Below are 15,658 nucleotides of genomic sequence, written 5' to 3'. Positions count from 1 at the left end.
GGCCTCGCTCCGAAGGACTCATCAGAGCCAGTTTGTGTGCACAGCGGGGCCGTCGGGATCGTCCACCCGCTGGTAGGTGTGGGCCCCGAACGCGTCCCGCTGAGCCTGGGTCAGGTTCTGCGGCAGCCGTGCGGTTCGCACGCTGTCGAAGTAAGCCAGGCTGGCGTTCATCGCCAGGGCGGGGATCCCCGCCTGCGCCGCGAGCCCCACGACCTGGCGAAGCGCTGGAACCCGCTTCGCCAGTTCCGTTCGGACGGTGGCGTCGAACATCAGGTTGGCGATGGCTGAATCGCTCTCGTAAGCCTTCATGATGGTATCCAGGAAGCTTGCGCGAATGATGCAGCCAGCCTTCCAGATACGTGCCATTTCCCGGTTGTTGATTCCCCAGCTGTTGGCGGCGCTTCCGTGGGCAATAAGATCCATCCCCTGGGCGTAAGACGCGATCTTCGTCGCAAACAGCGCATCGTGAACGAGCTCAGCCATGGCGTCGGGGGCCTCAACCGAGGCTGGCCCCGCAAGCAGCGTCGCCGCATGTTCGCGCTGGGTCTTGGCGCTCGACAACACACGCGCGTCGATGGCGGCGGCGATGGTGGGAATGGAAACCCCGAGCTCAAGCGCGAGCTGAGCGGTCCAGCGCCCGGTTCCCTTCTGTCCGGCCTGGTCCAGCACGTCGTCCACCAGGTGCTGGCCACCAGCTTTCTTCTCGAAGATGCGGGCCGTGATTTCGATGAGAAATGACTGTAGCGGTCCGGCGTTCCAGTCGGCAAAGATCCGTGCGAGTTCGTCATTGTTCACGCCGCCGACCCGCCGCAGCAGATCGTAGGCCTCGGCAATCGCCTGCATGTCGGCATATTCGCTCCCGTTGTGCACCATTTTCACAAAATGCCCGGCGCCGTTCGGACCTACGTGGGTCACGCACGGCCCGGAATCGCTGACCGCGGCAATGGCCTCCAGCACCGGACTCAGGTGCTGATAGGCGTGCGTGCTGCCGCCGGGCATCAGGGACGGTCCGTGGCGCGCGCCTTCCTCGCCGCCGGAAACGCCCATGCCGACAAAGTGCAGCCCCTTCTCGGCCCAGGCCTTTTCCCGCCGCTGGGTGTCGGTGAACAGGGAGTTACCGCCGTCCACCACAATATCGCCCTCGGCGAGCAGCGGTGCGAGTTGGTCGAGGACCATATCGACAGGGTTGCCGGCTTTGATCATCAGCAGGATTCGTCGTGGCCGTTCGAGTTCTGCCAGCAGAGCCTCAATCGAGTCGGTAGGGACGAGCCGCCCCTCGCTTTCCTGAACCGCACGATCGAGCAGGTCTCGCTCCAGATTCCAGGCCGCCACGGTCACGTCGTGATCCAGGATATTCAGGGCAAGATTGCGGCCCATCACCGCGGTGCCGATCACACCAAACTGGCTAGTCATGAGGCTGTCCTTCGAGCGCGGCTGCGGCGCTTGTGTCGATAAAAAAAGTGAGTGTCCCATCGTCCGGCTGAACGCGTGCCGCCGGCAGAGGATCTTTGACGCGCTGGGTCAGCACCTGGGCAAGGGCGGGGGCTTTTCCCGCGCCGGTCACCATAAACGCTACGTGGCGAGAGGCGTTGATCGCTCGAAGTCCGAGTGTGATGCGCTCGGGGGGCGGCTTGGGGCTATCGTCGACGTAAATGACCCGCTCGGTTGATTCGAGGCTACTCGCGTTCGGAAACAGCGACGCGGTGTGGCCGTCCTCGCCCATGCCCAATAGCGTGACGTCGAAACGCTCTGGCAACTCGTTCTCATAGTCCCGAACGGCATTGGCTCCGGCCTCGCCGCGCATGCGGTGAATCTGCGCCTCGCGAACCGGCACCCTGGACAGCAACGACTCTTGCGCGGCTCGAAAGTTGGCGTGTTCATGGTCAGCCGGGACGCACCGCTCGTCGCCGAAAAAAAAGTCGATTGACGACCATGGCAACGGCCGGTCTGCCAGCTGTGCATGGAGGGCCTGCGGCGTGCTGCCGCCGGCCAGCACCACGTGCGCTTTGCCCCGCGCCGTGATGGCCTCGTCGACCCAGCGTTCGATGCTGTCGGCCAGAGCATCAACCAATGACGCCGTTTCGGGGAAAACTTGAACGTCCAAGCTCATGAACGAAACAGCTTCTGGGCCTCGTCGACGCCGAGAAAGTCCGCGGCTTCCGGCCCCCATGACCCCGAAAAGTAAGGCTTGGGTTTGGGTGGGTTTTCGATCAGATCCGAATAGAGTTTCCAGGAAGCTTCAACCTCTTCAGCGTGCACAAACAGGGTCTGATCCCCTTCGAGCACGTCCAGCAGAAGCGTCTCGTAGGCTTCAGGAATCTCGTCGAAAGATTCTTTGTAGCTGAAATGCAGCGGCCGACGCTGAATGTCAAAAGGGGAGCCGGGCGTCTTGACGTCAAAGTACAGGTCAAACCCTTCATCGGGCTGGAGCTTCAGGACCATCACGTTTCGAGCAACGCCCACCTCGCCCATGCTCTGGAACAAGGAGATCGGCGCACCTTTGAACTTGATGACGACCCGGGAGGTTTTCTGGGGCATGCGTTTTCCGGTGCGCAGATAGAAGGGCACACCCTGCCAGCGCCAGTTGTCGACTCTGAGCTTCAGCGCCACAAAAGTCTCGGTGGCGGAGCCCGGAGCGATGCCATCTTCATCCAGGTAGCCGATCACCTTCTCGCCGTCGATTGCGCCGCTGGCGTATTGCCCGTAGATCACGTCCTCGGGCGTTGGGGCAAGGGTCGAGCGCAACACTTTGATCTTCTCGTGGCGAACCGCATCGGGCTCGTAGACCGATGGCACCTCCATGGCGATCAGAGAAAACAGCTGGGTCAGATGGTTCTGGATCATGTCGCGTAGCGCACCGGATTTGTCGTAGTAGCCGGCTCGCCCGCCGGTGCCTAGCGACTCGCCGACGGCGATCTCCACGCTTTCGATCGAATTTCGATTCCAGAGCTGCTCAAAAATTGGATTGGCAAAACGAAACACCAGGAAATTCTGGACGGTGTCTTTGCCGAGGTAGTGATCGATCCGGTAGACCTGCGACTCGTCAAACTGCGCGTGAATCTGCGCATTCAGCGATTGTGCGCTGGCAAGGTCATGACCAAAAGGTTTTTCAACGACAATGCGTGTCCAGCCCTTGGAGTGGTTGAGCCCCGCGCGTCCCAGCCCTTCTATGGTGTGCTCAAACACCGTCGGCGGCAGCGCCAGGTAGTACGCGCGATTTTGCGGAAGATCGTGGGCTTGCTCGATTTCCTCGATCCGCGCTTTCAGCGTGGCAAAGTCTTCGTGACTCGAATTGTTGATGCACTGAAAAAACAGCCGTGACTCGCATAGGCTCGAACATGCCGCCTCGCTGACACCGGCCTTGAGCATCTCGTCGTGAGCAAATCGACGAAACGACGCGTCGTCGAAATCTTCTTTGCGCGAAAGCGCGAGCACGTAGCTGTGCTCACCCAGCAGGCCTCTGGCCTGGAGACGTGCTAGCGAGGGCATCAGTTTCCGCCGGGCCAGATCTCCGGTGCCGCCAAAAAAGACAAACAGATTGGGTTCGATGGGTTTGTCACTCATCGCTTACGCTCCTAGCCAGGTCTTCAGGCGCAGCCGCCAATGACGGTTGGGGCGCCGGGTCAAAACGAATGGGCAAGCATAGTGGGTTATGGGCGCGCAGACTATGTCGTTGCCGGATTGGCAGTCCTTGATCCCGGACAGGTGGTCATGCATAGATGATCGCGAGGACAGGAGGAGCCCGCATGGCACACAACATTGGCACGCCGACGCAGTCGCTGACGCTCGCGGAGATCGAGGACCTGGCTACCCGGGTTTTCGCCTTTAACGGGTGTGACGCCACCAATGCCGCTGCCTTGACGCGGACTGTCGTCAGCGCGGAGCGCGACGGCGCGCTGTCGCACGGGCTGTTTCGTGTTCCGGGCTACGTGGCCTCGCTGCGCAGCGGCAAGGTCAACGGTGCGGCTGATCCCGGTGTGCAGACAGAGCTGGCTGCGGTGGTGCGGGTCGACGGTGACAACGGATTTACTCCGCTGGCGATCGAGCGGGGCATACCGGTGCTCGCTGACGCGGCGAAGCGGCTGGGTGTTGCGGTCTTGACCATTCGCCGAACGCACCACTTTGCTGCACTGTGGCCCGAAACCGAGGCGCTGGCGGAACAGGGGCTCTTCGGGTTTGCCTGCGTCAACAACATTCCGGTTATGGCGCCTCACGGTGGGGCTTCGCCGCTGTTCGGCACCAACCCGCTGGCCTGGTCCTGGCCAAGGCCCGGCAGGCCGCCGGTCACGTGCGACATGGCAACGTCGGCCATGGCGCACGGAGACATTCAGATTGCAGCCCGGGAGGGGGAGCAGCTGCCGCTCGGCTGCGGCGTGGATGCCGCTGGTCAGCCCACCACCGACCCCGCTGCAATTCTCGCCGGTTCCCTGCTGCCTTTTGGGGGTCACAAAGGCTCGGCCATGGCGCTTCTGGTAGAACTGCTGGCCGGAGGCGCGATCAACGAGGTGTTTAGCTATGAGGCCGAGGCGGCTGACAACAGTGACGGCGGGCCGGTCACGGGCGGCGAGTTCATCCTCGCCCTAGCCCCTGAGCTGCTGGCGGGAGATCAGTGGCCGAGTCGCTGTGAGGCGTTTTTTCAGCGCTTCGAAGCGATGCAGGGGACCCGCCTGCCTGGCGCAGCGCGCCATCGAAAGCGATCTGAGGATTCAACTCGCGAGGTTAACCGTACCCTGCTCGCGGAGATCGAGGCGCTGAGCCGCTAGTGCGCTGTTATAACGCCGCTTCTTCTAAGCGGTCGTAGCGGCCGTCCCAAATCGTGTTCCAGGTCGATCCGCCGTCGGTGGAGGTCTGCCAGAACTGACGCACGCTGCCGTCACCGTTTTGGGTGAACTCAAACTTGTGCTGGGTGACCGCGCCGTCAGCGGGGTTGGTGGTCTCGGCGGTGTAAAAGATGCCGTCGTCGCGCGCCTCGCCGGAAAACTCGATGAACGTCCCGCTGTCGGAAACCCAGATCTGGCGCCAGCGGTCTTGACCCGGATCGTAGTAGTTAAAGCTTTTGCCCTCGCCGCCGCTGGCGCTTGTCCATTGTTCGAAGATCAGGCAGTGCCCCATGATTGCCGAAATGCGGTTTTCCCCGGCGAACTGCCCGTTTTGGGTGACCCGCCAGTCGCCGATCCAAAAGTCGAAATCGTGATGTTTCGGGTTGGCCTCGCAGGGATACCGTGCAGCGCGTATGGCGGCGACCGCTTTGCCAAAGCGGGGTGAATCTTTGACCTTAAGATAGTCGTCTTCGTTTTCAATCAGATTGATCAGGCCAAAACCACCGGCGGCCAGCTTTTCGAGCTCGCCCAGCGCCGGCTCGGTCTCACCGCGGCGGGCGTAAATCCGCGACAGCCGATAGCTGACCCCAAGCGGTTGAAAGCCCAGCTCACCGGCCTTCTTAAAGTGGTTCTCTGCCGCTTTCAGACTGCTGCGCTGCTCTGCGCTGAAATCCATGAGCTGGACCGCCAGCTGGTAGTGGCTCGCGCCGTCCTGGGGCTCGATGGCCAGCACCTCCCGGTAGTGTTTGATCGCCTCATCATGATTGCCGGCAGTGACCGCCGCGGCAGCCTTGGCTCTGAGGTCTGCTGCCTGTGCCTCGGCGTCGTCGGGTACCATCCAAATCAAAAGCGTGGCCAGCGCAGCCGTCAAGATTTGTGTTCGCATGTTGGACCCCTCAATCCCGTTTGCAAGCATTATGCGGCGTTGGTGGTGCGGGACAATGCGCAGATGTTGCTGGATTACGCCAAGGGCGTCGCTCTTGGTCCATCACCCAAGCTTGATCCGGCTCTGCTATTCTCTCCCATCGCCACAGATACGACCCTCCATGCCGCAGACTTTTCAACGCCGTTTTTTCTCGTGCCGCTGGCTCCTGGCCGCGTCGCTTATCGCCGGTACAGCCTGCGCCCAGCCTACCGTTAAGCCCGTCCTGCACGGCAAACACTGGGTGGCGATCACGGGCAAGCCGCTGGCCGCGACCGCCGGCAGTTTGACCTTTGCTAAAGGCGGCAACGCGGTTGACGCAGCCTGCGCCATGCTCGCCGCCACGTCGACGATGTGGGACACGCTGAGCTGGGGCGGGGAGACGCAGGCGCTGATCTATAACCCAAAGACCGGCAAGGTGGTTGGCATCAACGCACTGGGAGTCGCGCCCACCGGGGCAACGCCGGAGTTTTTTGAAGATCGCGGCATGACCTATCCGCCCGAGTATGGCCCGCTCGCTGCCGTCACACCGGGCACGCCTGGGGGACTGATGGTGATGCTGGCTGAGTTTGGCACCCTCAGCCTGGCCGAGGTGCTGGCCCCGGCCATGCAGATGGCCGAAGGCTATCCGATCGAGGCGGCGCAGGCTGACAACATGGAGCAGCGCAAGGACATCCTGATGCAGTGGTCCTACTCGCGCAAACTCTTCCTGCCGAACCTCAAACCCGACAATTCGCAGGAACGCGCGGCCCCCTATGCGGGTGAGATTTTCCGTCAGCCGGATCTTTTGAAAACTCTGACCAAGCTGGTGGACACGGAACGTAAAGCGCTGGCCAAGGGGAAAAACCGCAAAGACGCAATCATGGCGGCGTACGATCGGTTTTACCGCGGTGATATTGCCCGTGAACTGGTCCGGGCATCCCAGGAGTACGACGGGCTCATGACCCTGAAGGACCTGGCGAGCTGGGAGGTGAAGATCGAAGAGCCGGTCAGCACCACCTATAAAGGCGTTGAGGTCTACAAGCTGACGCACTGGGTTCAGGGGCCGGTGCTGCTCCAGGCGCTGAACATCCTGGAAGAGGTCGACCTGAAAAGCATGGGCTACTCGACCACGCGGTATATCCACGCGCTTTACCAGGCGATGAATCTGGCCTTCGCCGATCGGGATTTTTACTACGGCGACCCCTACCTGCCTCCGGAAGAGCCGATCGAAGGACTGCTGTCGAAAGAGTATGCAAAACAGCGGCGCGAACAGATCAACTGGGAGAAAAACGACCCCAACGTCAAACCCGGTGATCCGTATCCGTTTCAGGGGGGCGAGAATCCCTATCAGCACCTGCTCGGGCAGTGGACCAGCAGCCCGCCGGCGGCCGAAGCTGACGGCGTAGACGGCTTTCAGCAGGCGAGCGTCGAAAGTCATGACGAGCGCTTTCTTGCGGGAACCACATCCATTCAGGCCGCAGACGCTGAGGGATGGGTGGTATCCATCACGCCGAGCGGCGGCTGGATTCCGGCGTTTGTCGCCGGCAAAACCGGCTTGGGTTTAAGCCAGCGGATGCAGAGTTTTGTGCTCGATGAAAGCGTGAATCCCTTCAACGTGGTGGCGCCCGGCAAGCGGCCTCGCGCCACGCTGACGCCCAGCATTGCGCTCAAAGACGGCAGGCCGCTGCTGGCGTTTTCGGTTCAGGGTGGAGACACGCAAGACCAGAATCTGCTGCAGTTTTTCTTAAACATCGTCGAGTTTGGAATGAACGTTCAGCAGGCGGTCGAGGCTCACATGATCACCAGCTATCAGATGCAGAGTTCCTTCGGGGCGCATCAGTCCGAGCCGGGACGGCTGCAGCTGACTCGCAAGGTGCCGGATTGGGTTCGGGCCAACCTGCAAAAGATGGACTATCAGGTAGAGGTGATCGATCGCACCTACAGCCCGATTACCGCCATTTATTTTGATCATGAAAGCGGTACGCTGTGGGGTGGCGCCAGCGACTACGGTGAAGATTACGGCATCGCCTGGTAGGCGCGTTGTTTTCGAACGGCGCCCGGGCTTAGGCCAAATACCTGTGTCAGCGCCTGGCTGAAGGCGCTGCGGTACTGGTAGCCCGCCAGCTCAGCCGCCGTCTGTACGTCAACACCTTCCGACAGCGCCGCCAGCCCGCGAGCCAGCAGGTGCCGTCGCCGCCAGCGTGCCGGGGATAGCCCTGTGCTGTCGCGAAACAAACGCTCGGCGGTTCGACGGGTGACGCCAGCCGCACGACAAAGCTCCAGGAGCGGCACGTTGACGTGCTGTTCGTCCATGAACAGATCAGCCAGGCGGGCACCCCTTGGATCGGTGGGCAGCCGGAGATAGAGCCCTTCGGAGCTGGCGCAGCTCAGCTCGGTCAGGATCAGGTCATAAAGCTGCCGGTGATGAGTCTCCCGTTCATCCAGCGAACCGACCGCGCACACCCGTAAAATCAGCTCGCCGAGCAGTGCACACACCTCCAGTGTCCGAATTGCCGATGGCTTGAGCTGACCGCTATCGAGGCATGCCGGGTTCAGGTACAGCGTTCGCAGCCTGGCTGGTCCGTACATCGCCAGCGAATGGGCTTGCTCCGCGGGCAGCAACACGGCCCGACCGGGCGCCACCACCCAGATGCCGTCCGCTACCTGCAGCCGCAATGAGCCGGCCTGAACGAACACCAGCTGGCCCCACGGATGACTGTGGGCGGGTTCCCGTGCGCCGGACGCGTAGTCGATGCTGAGGCTGCGCAGCAATAGGTACGGCTCGTCTTGTGGTTTGAGCGTTTGTCGCATCTGCGACTAATTTTGTCGTTTTTGTCTTTCTGCGACAAATGCCGCTCGTGCTAGCTTAAGTCATCGATAAGGAGCAGCCATGCCAAACAGACTTGCACACTTCGCCATTGAAGCGGACGACGTCGATCGCGCGAGAGCGTTTTATCAAGCGGTGTTTGAGTGGGAATTCGAACCCTGGGGGCCGCCAGAGTTTTATCTGATTCACGGCGCCGGCGTACACGGCGCGCTGCAGAAGCGCCGAGAGCCGATGCCGGAGGGCCGGAAAGGTTTTGAGTGCTCCTTTGCGGTCGATGACCTGGCCGAATCGATCAAGCGCGTCGAGGGTTCCGGCGGAAAGACTCTGGGCGCAGTCGTCGGCATTCCCACCGTGGGTCAGCTGGTGACTTTTGCCGACACCGAGGGCAACGAGGCGATCCTGATTCAGTACGAGCCGGAGCGGCTCAAGGAATTTGGTTGGTCGTAAGAAGCTAGTTCTTGACTTTACCGACGGCAACGGGATAGCCAAGGGCTGACCACCCGGCGTAACCCTCCCATAGCACGGCGGTGTTCTCGTAACCCAGTTCGCGTAGCTTGGTGACCGACGAGTCCGCGGCCGCCCTGGGGCACTCACAATAAGCGACTATCCAGGTGCCGTCGTTCGGTAGGGCGTCGAGGAATTCCTGCTGGCTGCTGTAGTAGGGCACCGGCGACGACCCTTCGATGTGCGCCATGGCCCAAAAGTAGGGGACCCGGGTGTCGACCAGCACCATCTTGCGACCCTGTTCAAGCGCATCATTCAGATCTTTGGCCATCACGTAACGACCGTCTTTGAGCGCGAACTCGGGCGGCTCGCCCTGCGGGTTCAGAACGATATTGTCGAGCGTCGGCGGCTCGCTGTACTGAAGATCCGCAGCGTCCCAGCCCTGGGCACGCGAGCGCAGGAAGGCCACGAGCGAGTCGATCTGCGTGTCGCTGAGCGAATCGGCAAAACTGTTCATTGGCGTACCCTCACGACCCTCGGCGATGGCCAGGCGAAGGAACTTGTCGGGAGAGGTTGCCAGCATGGTCGGATTTCCCAGCGCGGTGCCGGGCTGGTGTTCACCCCCGCCTTCGCCGTTGGCGCCGTGGCACTCGGCGCAGTTTTCCGCGTAAAGCGCCCGCCCCTCGCTGACGTCTCCTGGGACCGGGTCAAGCCCATCAGCGCCCGCGCCGGCCGGCGCCACGCCCACCTCGGTCGACAGCCAGGCGGCGAGGGCACCGATCTGGTCTCGGTTCATCGGCCCGCCCAGTTCATCCAGGTATGGGCCCATGGGCGTGCCGGGGCGGCCGTAGGATATCGCCATATAGGGAGGCAGGAGGCCGACGCCGAAAAGCGATTGTGTGTTCAACGCTGGCGCGTTGTCGTTGGCGTAACCCTCCCGGTTCTCGCCGTGGCACAGCGCGCAGTAGCGCTGGTAGTCTTGGGCCGGCGTCGAGTGAATTTCGGACGCAGCGTCCGACGCCACGGCCGCGCTGTTGTCCGTGGTAGAGGCATCGCGCTCGCAGCCCACCAGGAGCGGAAGGGCCAGCCATAGCGACGCGACAAAACACGCCCGAGCGGTTCGGTACATGGATAAATCCCTCGACCATTGGTGCAGGTTTTCAGGCTAATAGGGCGCCTGACGGGTTGCAAGCGCCGCTACAAGCCGAGACCGGCCGGGGTCATGCGAGGGCTTGCTGCTCGTCGGGTGTTGAGGTGACCGGGCCGGTCAATCGGAGGCGGCCGCCACCGCCATCGACTCAATTCGAAAGCTGACCTCATCTCCAATCGGCCCCAGCGCGATCTTGATACCAAAATCGCTGCGATTGAAGGCGCCCGAAGCCGAGATGCCGATCGCGGGCCGTCGGGTGACCGGATCGGTCCCAACCTTATTTAGCGTGACTGCCAGCGTCAGAGGGCGGGTAACTCCGGCTAGCGTCATCGCGCCGGTGACGGAAAATTTCTTGGGGTTCGTTGTGTCCGCGGATACCTGCTTTGAAATGAAACTTATCAGTGGATATTGATCGGCCTTGAGCCAGTGCTTCCCGCGGACGATTTCCTCGCGTTCCAGCAGGTCTGAACGCAGGCTGGCCAGCACAATTTCCGCTTCGACCGTACTAGCGCGAATGTCGTCCGGACCAAACCAGATGGTTCCCTTAACCTGCGTGAATGAACCCATGGTGCGGGCGAATCCGAAACGGTCTACTTCCCAGCGCACGTGGGTATGGTCCGAATCGATTGAGTAGCGTGCCGGCTCGGCGCACGAGAGGGCGGGAATCGCTCCCAGCAGGGCGAGGAGGAGATAGGTGTATCGAGAACATCGTCGTGTATTCACAGGTCATCCATTATTTATTCTATTTTGTAGTTTTAACACTTTATTCCTACAATGTAAAAAATAAAAACTCAGGCCAATGAAGTCGAAATTTCTAGGTGAATTCGAGATGGTGGTGCTCGGCGCCGTCCTGAAGCTGGGTGACGGTGCCTACGGTGCGGCGATCCGTCAGGAAATTGAGCAAGGCTCGGAGCGCAGCGTAAGCATCGGTGCGCTCTACACCACTCTGACCCGGCTCGAAACTAAAGGCTACGTTGGTTCCAGGCTCGGTGAGTCGACGCCGCAGCGGGGTGGTCGGGCCAAACGTTATTTCCGGGTTACCGACGCCGGTGAGGCGCAGCTCAGGCGTTCGTTTGCGGCGCTGAATCGGATGCTTGAGGGCGTGCTGTGAGACCGCGCCACCAACCTCCGAGGCTGGCCGTGATGCTGCTGCGGTGGCTGGCTCCGCCGGATGTGCGGGGAGCCATGCTCGGTGATCTTGCCGAGGAATATCAGCTTCACGCCCGGCGGTCACGGGCGGCGGCGGACCGATGGTTCTGGCGGCAGGTGGCGGGTTCGGCAGCACCCCTGACAACCGTTTGGCTCAGCGATTCGGTCACAGGACGCTGGTTGGTCGCGGGACTACTCGCTGCGCTGCTCTACGTCTGGCTGGTCGCGTGGGATATCTGGGTGGCCCGCACCGGTGCCGGGTGGGCCGCGCAAGGAACCGGTCCTGAGAACCTGTTGATGGTCCGGCTGGTTTACTTCCAGCTCTATCTGTGTGGCGCTGCCATCGGAGGCGCGATGGTGTGCCTTGCGGCGCGGCCGATCCGCCAGCCGTTTCGCGCGAGCAGCGTTCGGCTCCTGGTGCCTTTGTGTGCGATCCTCCTGTGGGTTCTGGCGAACCGGCTCCAGACGCCGGCAGGCCAGACTGCCTGGGCATACCTCGCCAGCCGAACGCTGCTCACGGTGCCAGCCGTGATGCTGGGTATGGTTTTGGTGCGACCCAGACGGCAAAACGGAGCAAACGATCATGGATAAGCCGGTGGCGGTGGAGCCCCGCGAAGAGACTCTGACGGTGCAGAACGATCCGATGGTGATGCAGTTCTTTCACCCGCCGCAAGATGAGTGGGATCGGGCGGTCATCATCGTACCGGCGATGGGGGTAAGCCAGCGCTACTACGCTCCGCTGGCCACCTGGCTGGCGGAAAACGGGATGCTGGCAGCAACCTTTGACTATCGGGGCATGGGAAAGTCTCGCACCCGACCGCTCCCGCAACTCGACGTCGACGTCCTGAGTTGGGCGCAGCACGATGTCGAAGCCGCGCTCGGCCGAGTGCGTAATGTAGCCGGCGAAGTTCCCATCAGCTGGATTGGCCATTCGCTCGGAGGGCAGATTCTGCCGATGGTGCCCAGTCACCGTGAGGTGTCTCGGGTTGTGACGGTGGCCGCCGGCAGCGGCTACTGGCGCGAAAACGTGCCGCGGCTGAAGCGATTTTCTTGGCTGCTGTGGTTTGTCATTGTGCCGCTGGCGATCCCGCTGCTCGGCTACTTTCCAGGCCGCCGGCTAAGGATGATCGGGGATCTGCCCGCCGGGGTCATGCGCCAGTGGCGCCGCTGGGTGCTCAACGCGGAGTACGCCGTTGGCGTTGAGGGCCCGGAAATGCGTGCCAAATATGCCTCGGTCGACGTACCGATCACCGGTTTCTCGTTCACCGACGATGAATATCTGTCCGAGCGGAATATCGAATCCCTGCATGGTTTTTATACGGGCGCCAAGGTCTCGCTCCACCGCATCGTTCCGCGAGAGGTCGGGCTTTCCCGAATCGGGCACCACGGGTTTTTTCGGGCCGGTAATCGTGCAGCGTTGTGGGAGCCGCTGCTGCTGGCTGCACTGACCGGTGCCGAGAGCCCGGCAGCCGCAATTCAGCCTCCGAGCTGACGGGCGCGTCGCATAAGGTCCGTACGGCTCGGGTACAGGCGCTCGATCTGAATGAGCACTTGAGCCGCAGTTCGGCTGGCGTCGTTTGGCTTTTGCTCACCGCTTAGCAGCTGGGCCGCAACCAGTTGTGCCCGCAAGGTATCGGGATGCTCAGGATAGGCTGCCAGCGACTTGTCCACCCGATTCAGCGCGTGACGAGCGCATGATGCGTCTGCAAGCTGCGCGCAAATTTCCGCCAGGTCCACCAGCTGGGACAAGAACAGTGGGCTGTCGAGCACGTAGCGCTTTTCCGTTAGCGCCACATATTTCTGGAGCCGCGACCGGGCTGCGGTCAGATCGCCGGTTGCCCAGTCAAACAGGTAGCCGCGCAGTGCCCAGGTGCGGTATTCCTCGTCCTCGTCGCCGCGGAGCGACGCAAGGCCCGCCAGTGAACCATCGAAATATGACCGCGCCTCGTCAATCTTTCCTGCACCCAGAAGTAGGTAGCTCAGCTCGCGCTGTGAATCAAAATCGCCGTAGCTGCCTTCCCCTTGGAGCGCCCGCCTTAGCGCCAGCGATTCTCGGCTGGCCGCAACTGCCTCCTCGTGTTTCCCGGCCAGCGCTAAAAAGCGGCTGCGGTTTGCCAGCAGCACCTCGAGGTTTCGCCGTCCTTCCGGACCCGTTCGATTGGTCAGCTCGGACAGCAAGTTTTCGCTGTCCGCAAGCGCTTGGGTGATGAACCCGGCGGAGCCGCGATACAGCACCAGCGTATTGCGGGTGACGAGGGCGTCCCAGGACTCGCCGCCGTAGAGCGCCTGCTCGATTCTCAGCGCCTCCTGCTCGTGTTCGATCGCCTCGCCCATTTCACCCTGCCGAAAGAGCAGGCTGCTGAGGCTGCTATGCACGCGACCCACCGCTCGATGAGTGTCGCCATAGTTCGCCTGGGCGATCTCGAGGGCCCGCTGGTTCGCCTGTCGGGCTGCCGGATACTCATCCAGCAACCCGAGGGCCAGGGCCAGCGTACGCAGCGGATTGATCAGGCGATGGCTCATCGGTGACTCTGCCTGCTCGAGCAGCGCCACGGATTGTTTGGCGTAGTCTCGGGTTTTGTCGTACTGCTCCCGCCCGATATGTACCCAGGCCAGGTCGGTCAGCAGATGCGCCCGTTCCCGATCATACTCAGGTCCAAGCGCGTCGAGCTGGCCCAGCGCCTGCAGGTACGCCGCGTCAGCGAGGTCAAACTCATCTTTCGCATGATGAAGGTAACCTCGTGTTCGGTGGAAACGGGCCTGCGTCAGTGGCTTCAGGGTTTTTACGGAGACTTTTTGCTCAAGCTGCCGCAGCGCTTCTTCGGCTGGAGCAATCTGCCGTTCCTCGAGTGCCAGGCGGATCGAATCGAGCTGAATCTCGGCGAACAGCGACGGATCATCCTGTGCCGAGGACAACAAGCCTGCTTCTTGAAAACTTGCTGACGCCTCCTCCAGACGGCCAAGCCGCCATTCGGCGTTGGCGCGCACACGGATCAGGTCAGCCTTTGCGGCATCGTCAGCGCCCAGCTCCAGGGAGGCTAGCCGGATCGCGTCCTCAAACACCGATTTGACGATCGTGGAGGCGCCGACCTCGTGCTCGGCGACCTGGTCCTGCAGATCGGACATCGACTCAGTCAGGAGGCGCGACAACGCTTTGCTCGTTCGCGTAGCGCTCTGTGCTCGCGATTCTGCTAGCTCTCGGGACTGGGCCAGCGAGCGCGTATAGCTGTAGGTTGCGCCGGCCAGCAGGACTGTGGCGACGGTGACGACGCCCACCATCGCGCGATTGCGCCGCAGGAACCGGTTGGCACGATACCGCCAGCTGCGATTCGCGACCTCCACCGGGTAGCCACCCTGAAACGCCTCCAGATCTTTTCGCAGCGCGTCAGCAGACGGATAGCGCGTCTGCGGCTCGCAGCGCAGGCAGCGCTGGATGATCAGCTGCAGGTCTCGGGGAATCAGACGACGGACCTCCTGAGGGATGATCAGATCCTCGCCCTGGGACGCTCGCGCGATCGCTTGATCAACGGCACCTTGCTGCATGAGCGGGCGGCCGGAAACCAGCCGGTAGAGCAGGGCGCCGAGCTGATAGATGTCGGACGCGATGGTCACCGGCCTGCCCAGCAGCTGTTCCGGACTGGCAAATAAAGGCGTCATAGGCGGCGCCAGGGTTCCGTCGACGCTGTCACCTTCCAGCAGCTTGGCGATACCAAAATCGAGCAGCTTGGGCTGACTGAAGCGATCGACCATCACGTTACCGGGTTTGATGTCGCGATGGACAATCAGGTGCGCGTGGGCGTACGCGACGGCGGCGGCAATGTCCCGGACGAGCGTGACCGCAAGGTCGACCGTATTGCCGCGAGCGTCGCAGTAGTCGTCGACCGTCTCACCCTCGATCAGCTCCATGACCATATAGGGCCGACCGTCTGCGCTGAACTGCGCGTCGTACAGGCGAGAAATGTGGGGATGGTCCAGCGATGCCAGCAGCGTTTGCTCCTGGCTGAAGCGGCGCTGCAGCTCGGTGCTGATCGAGCCACCGATAGAAAGCTTGATCGCCACCTGTCGCTCGAAGGAACCATCGGCTCGCTCAGCGCGATAAACCCGGCTCATGCCGCCGTCGCCGATGACCTCAACCAGGCGATAGTCACCAAGCTGGCTGCCGAGCATGCTATCGTCTTCCGTCGCCAGCAGCGCGGCACCCATCCTGAGGCCGCCACCGGTTGCAAGCGCACGATCGTCGGGGGCTGTCACGCTCCCTCCGGCTTTGGGCGCGGAACTCCGAACCACATCAGTCGTTGCTCACCCAGACTGGATTGCCCATGTAAATACCAAGACGGGCTGCGTGCCGTTATTGTCTCAGCACA

General features: G+C 62.0%; 14 protein-coding genes. 6 read left to right on the top strand and 8 right to left on the bottom strand.

What is annotated here, in order from left to right; translation table 11 throughout:
• Positions 1–21: 21 nt before the first annotated feature.
• The 3 genes from gndA to zwf are packed head-to-tail and all read right to left on the bottom strand — an operon-like array spanning position 22 to position 3,564.
• Complete coding sequence (gene gndA / locus AAF358_04200; protein ID MEM7704728.1) at positions 22–1,413, bottom strand: NADP-dependent phosphogluconate dehydrogenase; 1,392 nt, start codon at positions 1,411–1,413, stop codon at positions 22–24.
• Positions 1,406–2,110 (bottom strand): 6-phosphogluconolactonase, encoded by a 705-nt coding sequence (pgl, locus tag AAF358_04195; protein MEM7704727.1) that lies wholly within the window; start codon positions 2,108–2,110, stop codon positions 1,406–1,408. Before pgl ends, gndA begins: the two co-directional genes overlap by 8 nt.
• The gene (gene zwf / locus AAF358_04190; GenBank protein MEM7704726.1) at positions 2,107–3,564 is read right to left on the bottom strand and encodes a glucose-6-phosphate dehydrogenase; all 1,458 of its coding nucleotides are present in this window, start codon (positions 3,562–3,564) and stop codon (positions 2,107–2,109) included. The genes pgl and zwf overlap by 4 nt, the downstream gene beginning before the upstream one ends.
• Before the next feature lie 182 nt (positions 3,565–3,746).
• On the opposite strand from zwf, the gene AAF358_04185 reads away from it, so the two are divergent.
• Positions 3,747–4,763, top strand: coding sequence for an Ldh family oxidoreductase (locus AAF358_04185; protein ID MEM7704725.1), 1,017 nt, complete (start codon positions 3,747–3,749; stop codon positions 4,761–4,763).
• Between the two features lie 7 nt (positions 4,764–4,770).
• Here AAF358_04185 and AAF358_04180 read toward each other — a convergent pair whose 3' ends face one another.
• Positions 4,771–5,706, bottom strand: a complete 936-nt coding sequence (locus tag AAF358_04180) for a hypothetical protein (GenBank protein ID MEM7704724.1) — start codon at positions 5,704–5,706, stop codon at positions 4,771–4,773.
• Positions 5,707–5,866: 160 nt separating this feature from the next.
• Between AAF358_04180 and AAF358_04175 the strand changes: the two genes are divergently transcribed.
• Positions 5,867–7,759, top strand: a complete 1,893-nt coding sequence (locus AAF358_04175; GenBank protein MEM7704723.1) for a gamma-glutamyltransferase — start codon at positions 5,867–5,869, stop codon at positions 7,757–7,759.
• Here AAF358_04175 and AAF358_04170 read toward each other — a convergent pair.
• Positions 7,741–8,535, bottom strand: a complete 795-nt coding sequence (locus tag AAF358_04170; protein ID MEM7704722.1) for a helix-turn-helix transcriptional regulator — start codon at positions 8,533–8,535, stop codon at positions 7,741–7,743. The genes AAF358_04175 and AAF358_04170 overlap by 19 nt on opposite strands.
• A 79-nt stretch (positions 8,536–8,614) precedes the next feature.
• Between AAF358_04170 and AAF358_04165 the strand changes: the two genes are divergently transcribed.
• Positions 8,615–8,998 carry a VOC family protein gene (locus AAF358_04165; GenBank protein ID MEM7704721.1) on the top strand — a complete coding sequence of 128 codons (384 nt, stop codon included), beginning with the start codon at positions 8,615–8,617 and terminating at the stop codon, positions 8,996–8,998.
• Between the two features lie 4 nt (positions 8,999–9,002).
• Here the strand turns inward: AAF358_04165 and AAF358_04160 are convergent, their stop codons facing one another.
• Positions 9,003–10,124, bottom strand: a complete 1,122-nt coding sequence (locus AAF358_04160; protein ID MEM7704720.1) for a c-type cytochrome — start codon at positions 10,122–10,124, stop codon at positions 9,003–9,005.
• 138 nt (positions 10,125–10,262) lie between these two features.
• Positions 10,263–10,868: a YceI family protein gene (locus AAF358_04155; GenBank protein MEM7704719.1), complete on the bottom strand. Its 606-nt coding sequence runs from the start codon at positions 10,866–10,868 to the stop codon at positions 10,263–10,265.
• A 76-nt stretch (positions 10,869–10,944) separates the two neighbouring features.
• Here AAF358_04155 and AAF358_04150 point away from each other — a divergent pair, with 76 nt between their 5' ends.
• The 3 genes from AAF358_04150 to AAF358_04140 are packed head-to-tail and all read left to right on the top strand — an operon-like array spanning position 10,945 to position 12,786.
• Positions 10,945–11,256 carry a helix-turn-helix transcriptional regulator gene (locus AAF358_04150; protein ID MEM7704718.1) on the top strand — a complete coding sequence of 104 codons (312 nt, stop codon included), beginning with the start codon at positions 10,945–10,947 and terminating at the stop codon, positions 11,254–11,256.
• On the top strand, positions 11,253–11,885 hold the full coding sequence (locus AAF358_04145) for a permease prefix domain 2-containing transporter (protein ID MEM7704717.1): 633 nt from the start codon (positions 11,253–11,255) through the stop codon (positions 11,883–11,885). The genes AAF358_04150 and AAF358_04145 overlap by 4 nt, the downstream gene beginning before the upstream one ends.
• A complete protein-coding gene (locus AAF358_04140; GenBank protein MEM7704716.1) occupies positions 11,878–12,786 on the top strand; it encodes an alpha/beta fold hydrolase in 909 nt (302 codons plus the stop codon). Before AAF358_04145 ends, AAF358_04140 begins: the two co-directional genes overlap by 8 nt.
• On the opposite strand, the gene AAF358_04135 is transcribed toward AAF358_04140, so the two are convergent.
• Positions 12,771–15,545 carry a protein kinase gene (locus AAF358_04135; GenBank protein ID MEM7704715.1) on the bottom strand — a complete coding sequence of 925 codons (2,775 nt, stop codon included), beginning with the start codon at positions 15,543–15,545 and terminating at the stop codon, positions 12,771–12,773. The genes AAF358_04140 and AAF358_04135 overlap by 16 nt on opposite strands.
• Positions 15,546–15,658 lie beyond the last annotated feature (113 nt).

This window comes from Pseudomonadota bacterium (genome assembly GCA_039033415.1).
In the GTDB taxonomy this organism is placed as follows: Bacteria; Pseudomonadota; Gammaproteobacteria; order Xanthomonadales; family SZUA-38; genus JANQOZ01.
The sequence above is the reverse complement of the archived record's forward strand: the minus strand, read 5'-3'. Positions and strand labels throughout refer to the sequence as shown.

What these genes read in the sequence shown, in the direction of transcription:
- AAF358_04180 (MEM7704724.1), bottom strand. Translation starts at nt 5,706, where the DNA reads ATGCGAACACAAATCTTGACGGCTGCGCTGGCCACGCTTTTGATTTGG.
- AAF358_04175 (MEM7704723.1), top strand. Translation starts at nt 5,867, where the DNA reads ATGCCGCAGACTTTTCAACGCCGTTTTTTCTCGTGCCGCTGGCTCCTG.
- AAF358_04185 (MEM7704725.1), top strand. Translation starts at nt 3,747, where the DNA reads ATGGCACACAACATTGGCACGCCGACGCAGTCGCTGACGCTCGCGGAG.
- AAF358_04160 (MEM7704720.1), bottom strand. Translation starts at nt 10,124, where the DNA reads ATGTACCGAACCGCTCGGGCGTGTTTTGTCGCGTCGCTATGGCTGGCC.
- AAF358_04165 (MEM7704721.1), top strand. Translation starts at nt 8,615, where the DNA reads ATGCCAAACAGACTTGCACACTTCGCCATTGAAGCGGACGACGTCGAT.
- gndA (MEM7704728.1), bottom strand. Translation starts at nt 1,413, where the DNA reads ATGACTAGCCAGTTTGGTGTGATCGGCACCGCGGTGATGGGCCGCAAT.
- pgl (MEM7704727.1), bottom strand. Translation starts at nt 2,110, where the DNA reads ATGAGCTTGGACGTTCAAGTTTTCCCCGAAACGGCGTCATTGGTTGAT.
- AAF358_04170 (MEM7704722.1), bottom strand. Translation starts at nt 8,535, where the DNA reads ATGCGACAAACGCTCAAACCACAAGACGAGCCGTACCTATTGCTGCGC.
- AAF358_04140 (MEM7704716.1), top strand. Translation starts at nt 11,878, where the DNA reads ATGGATAAGCCGGTGGCGGTGGAGCCCCGCGAAGAGACTCTGACGGTG.
- AAF358_04150 (MEM7704718.1), top strand. Translation starts at nt 10,945, where the DNA reads ATGAAGTCGAAATTTCTAGGTGAATTCGAGATGGTGGTGCTCGGCGCC.
- zwf (MEM7704726.1), bottom strand. Translation starts at nt 3,564, where the DNA reads ATGAGTGACAAACCCATCGAACCCAATCTGTTTGTCTTTTTTGGCGGC.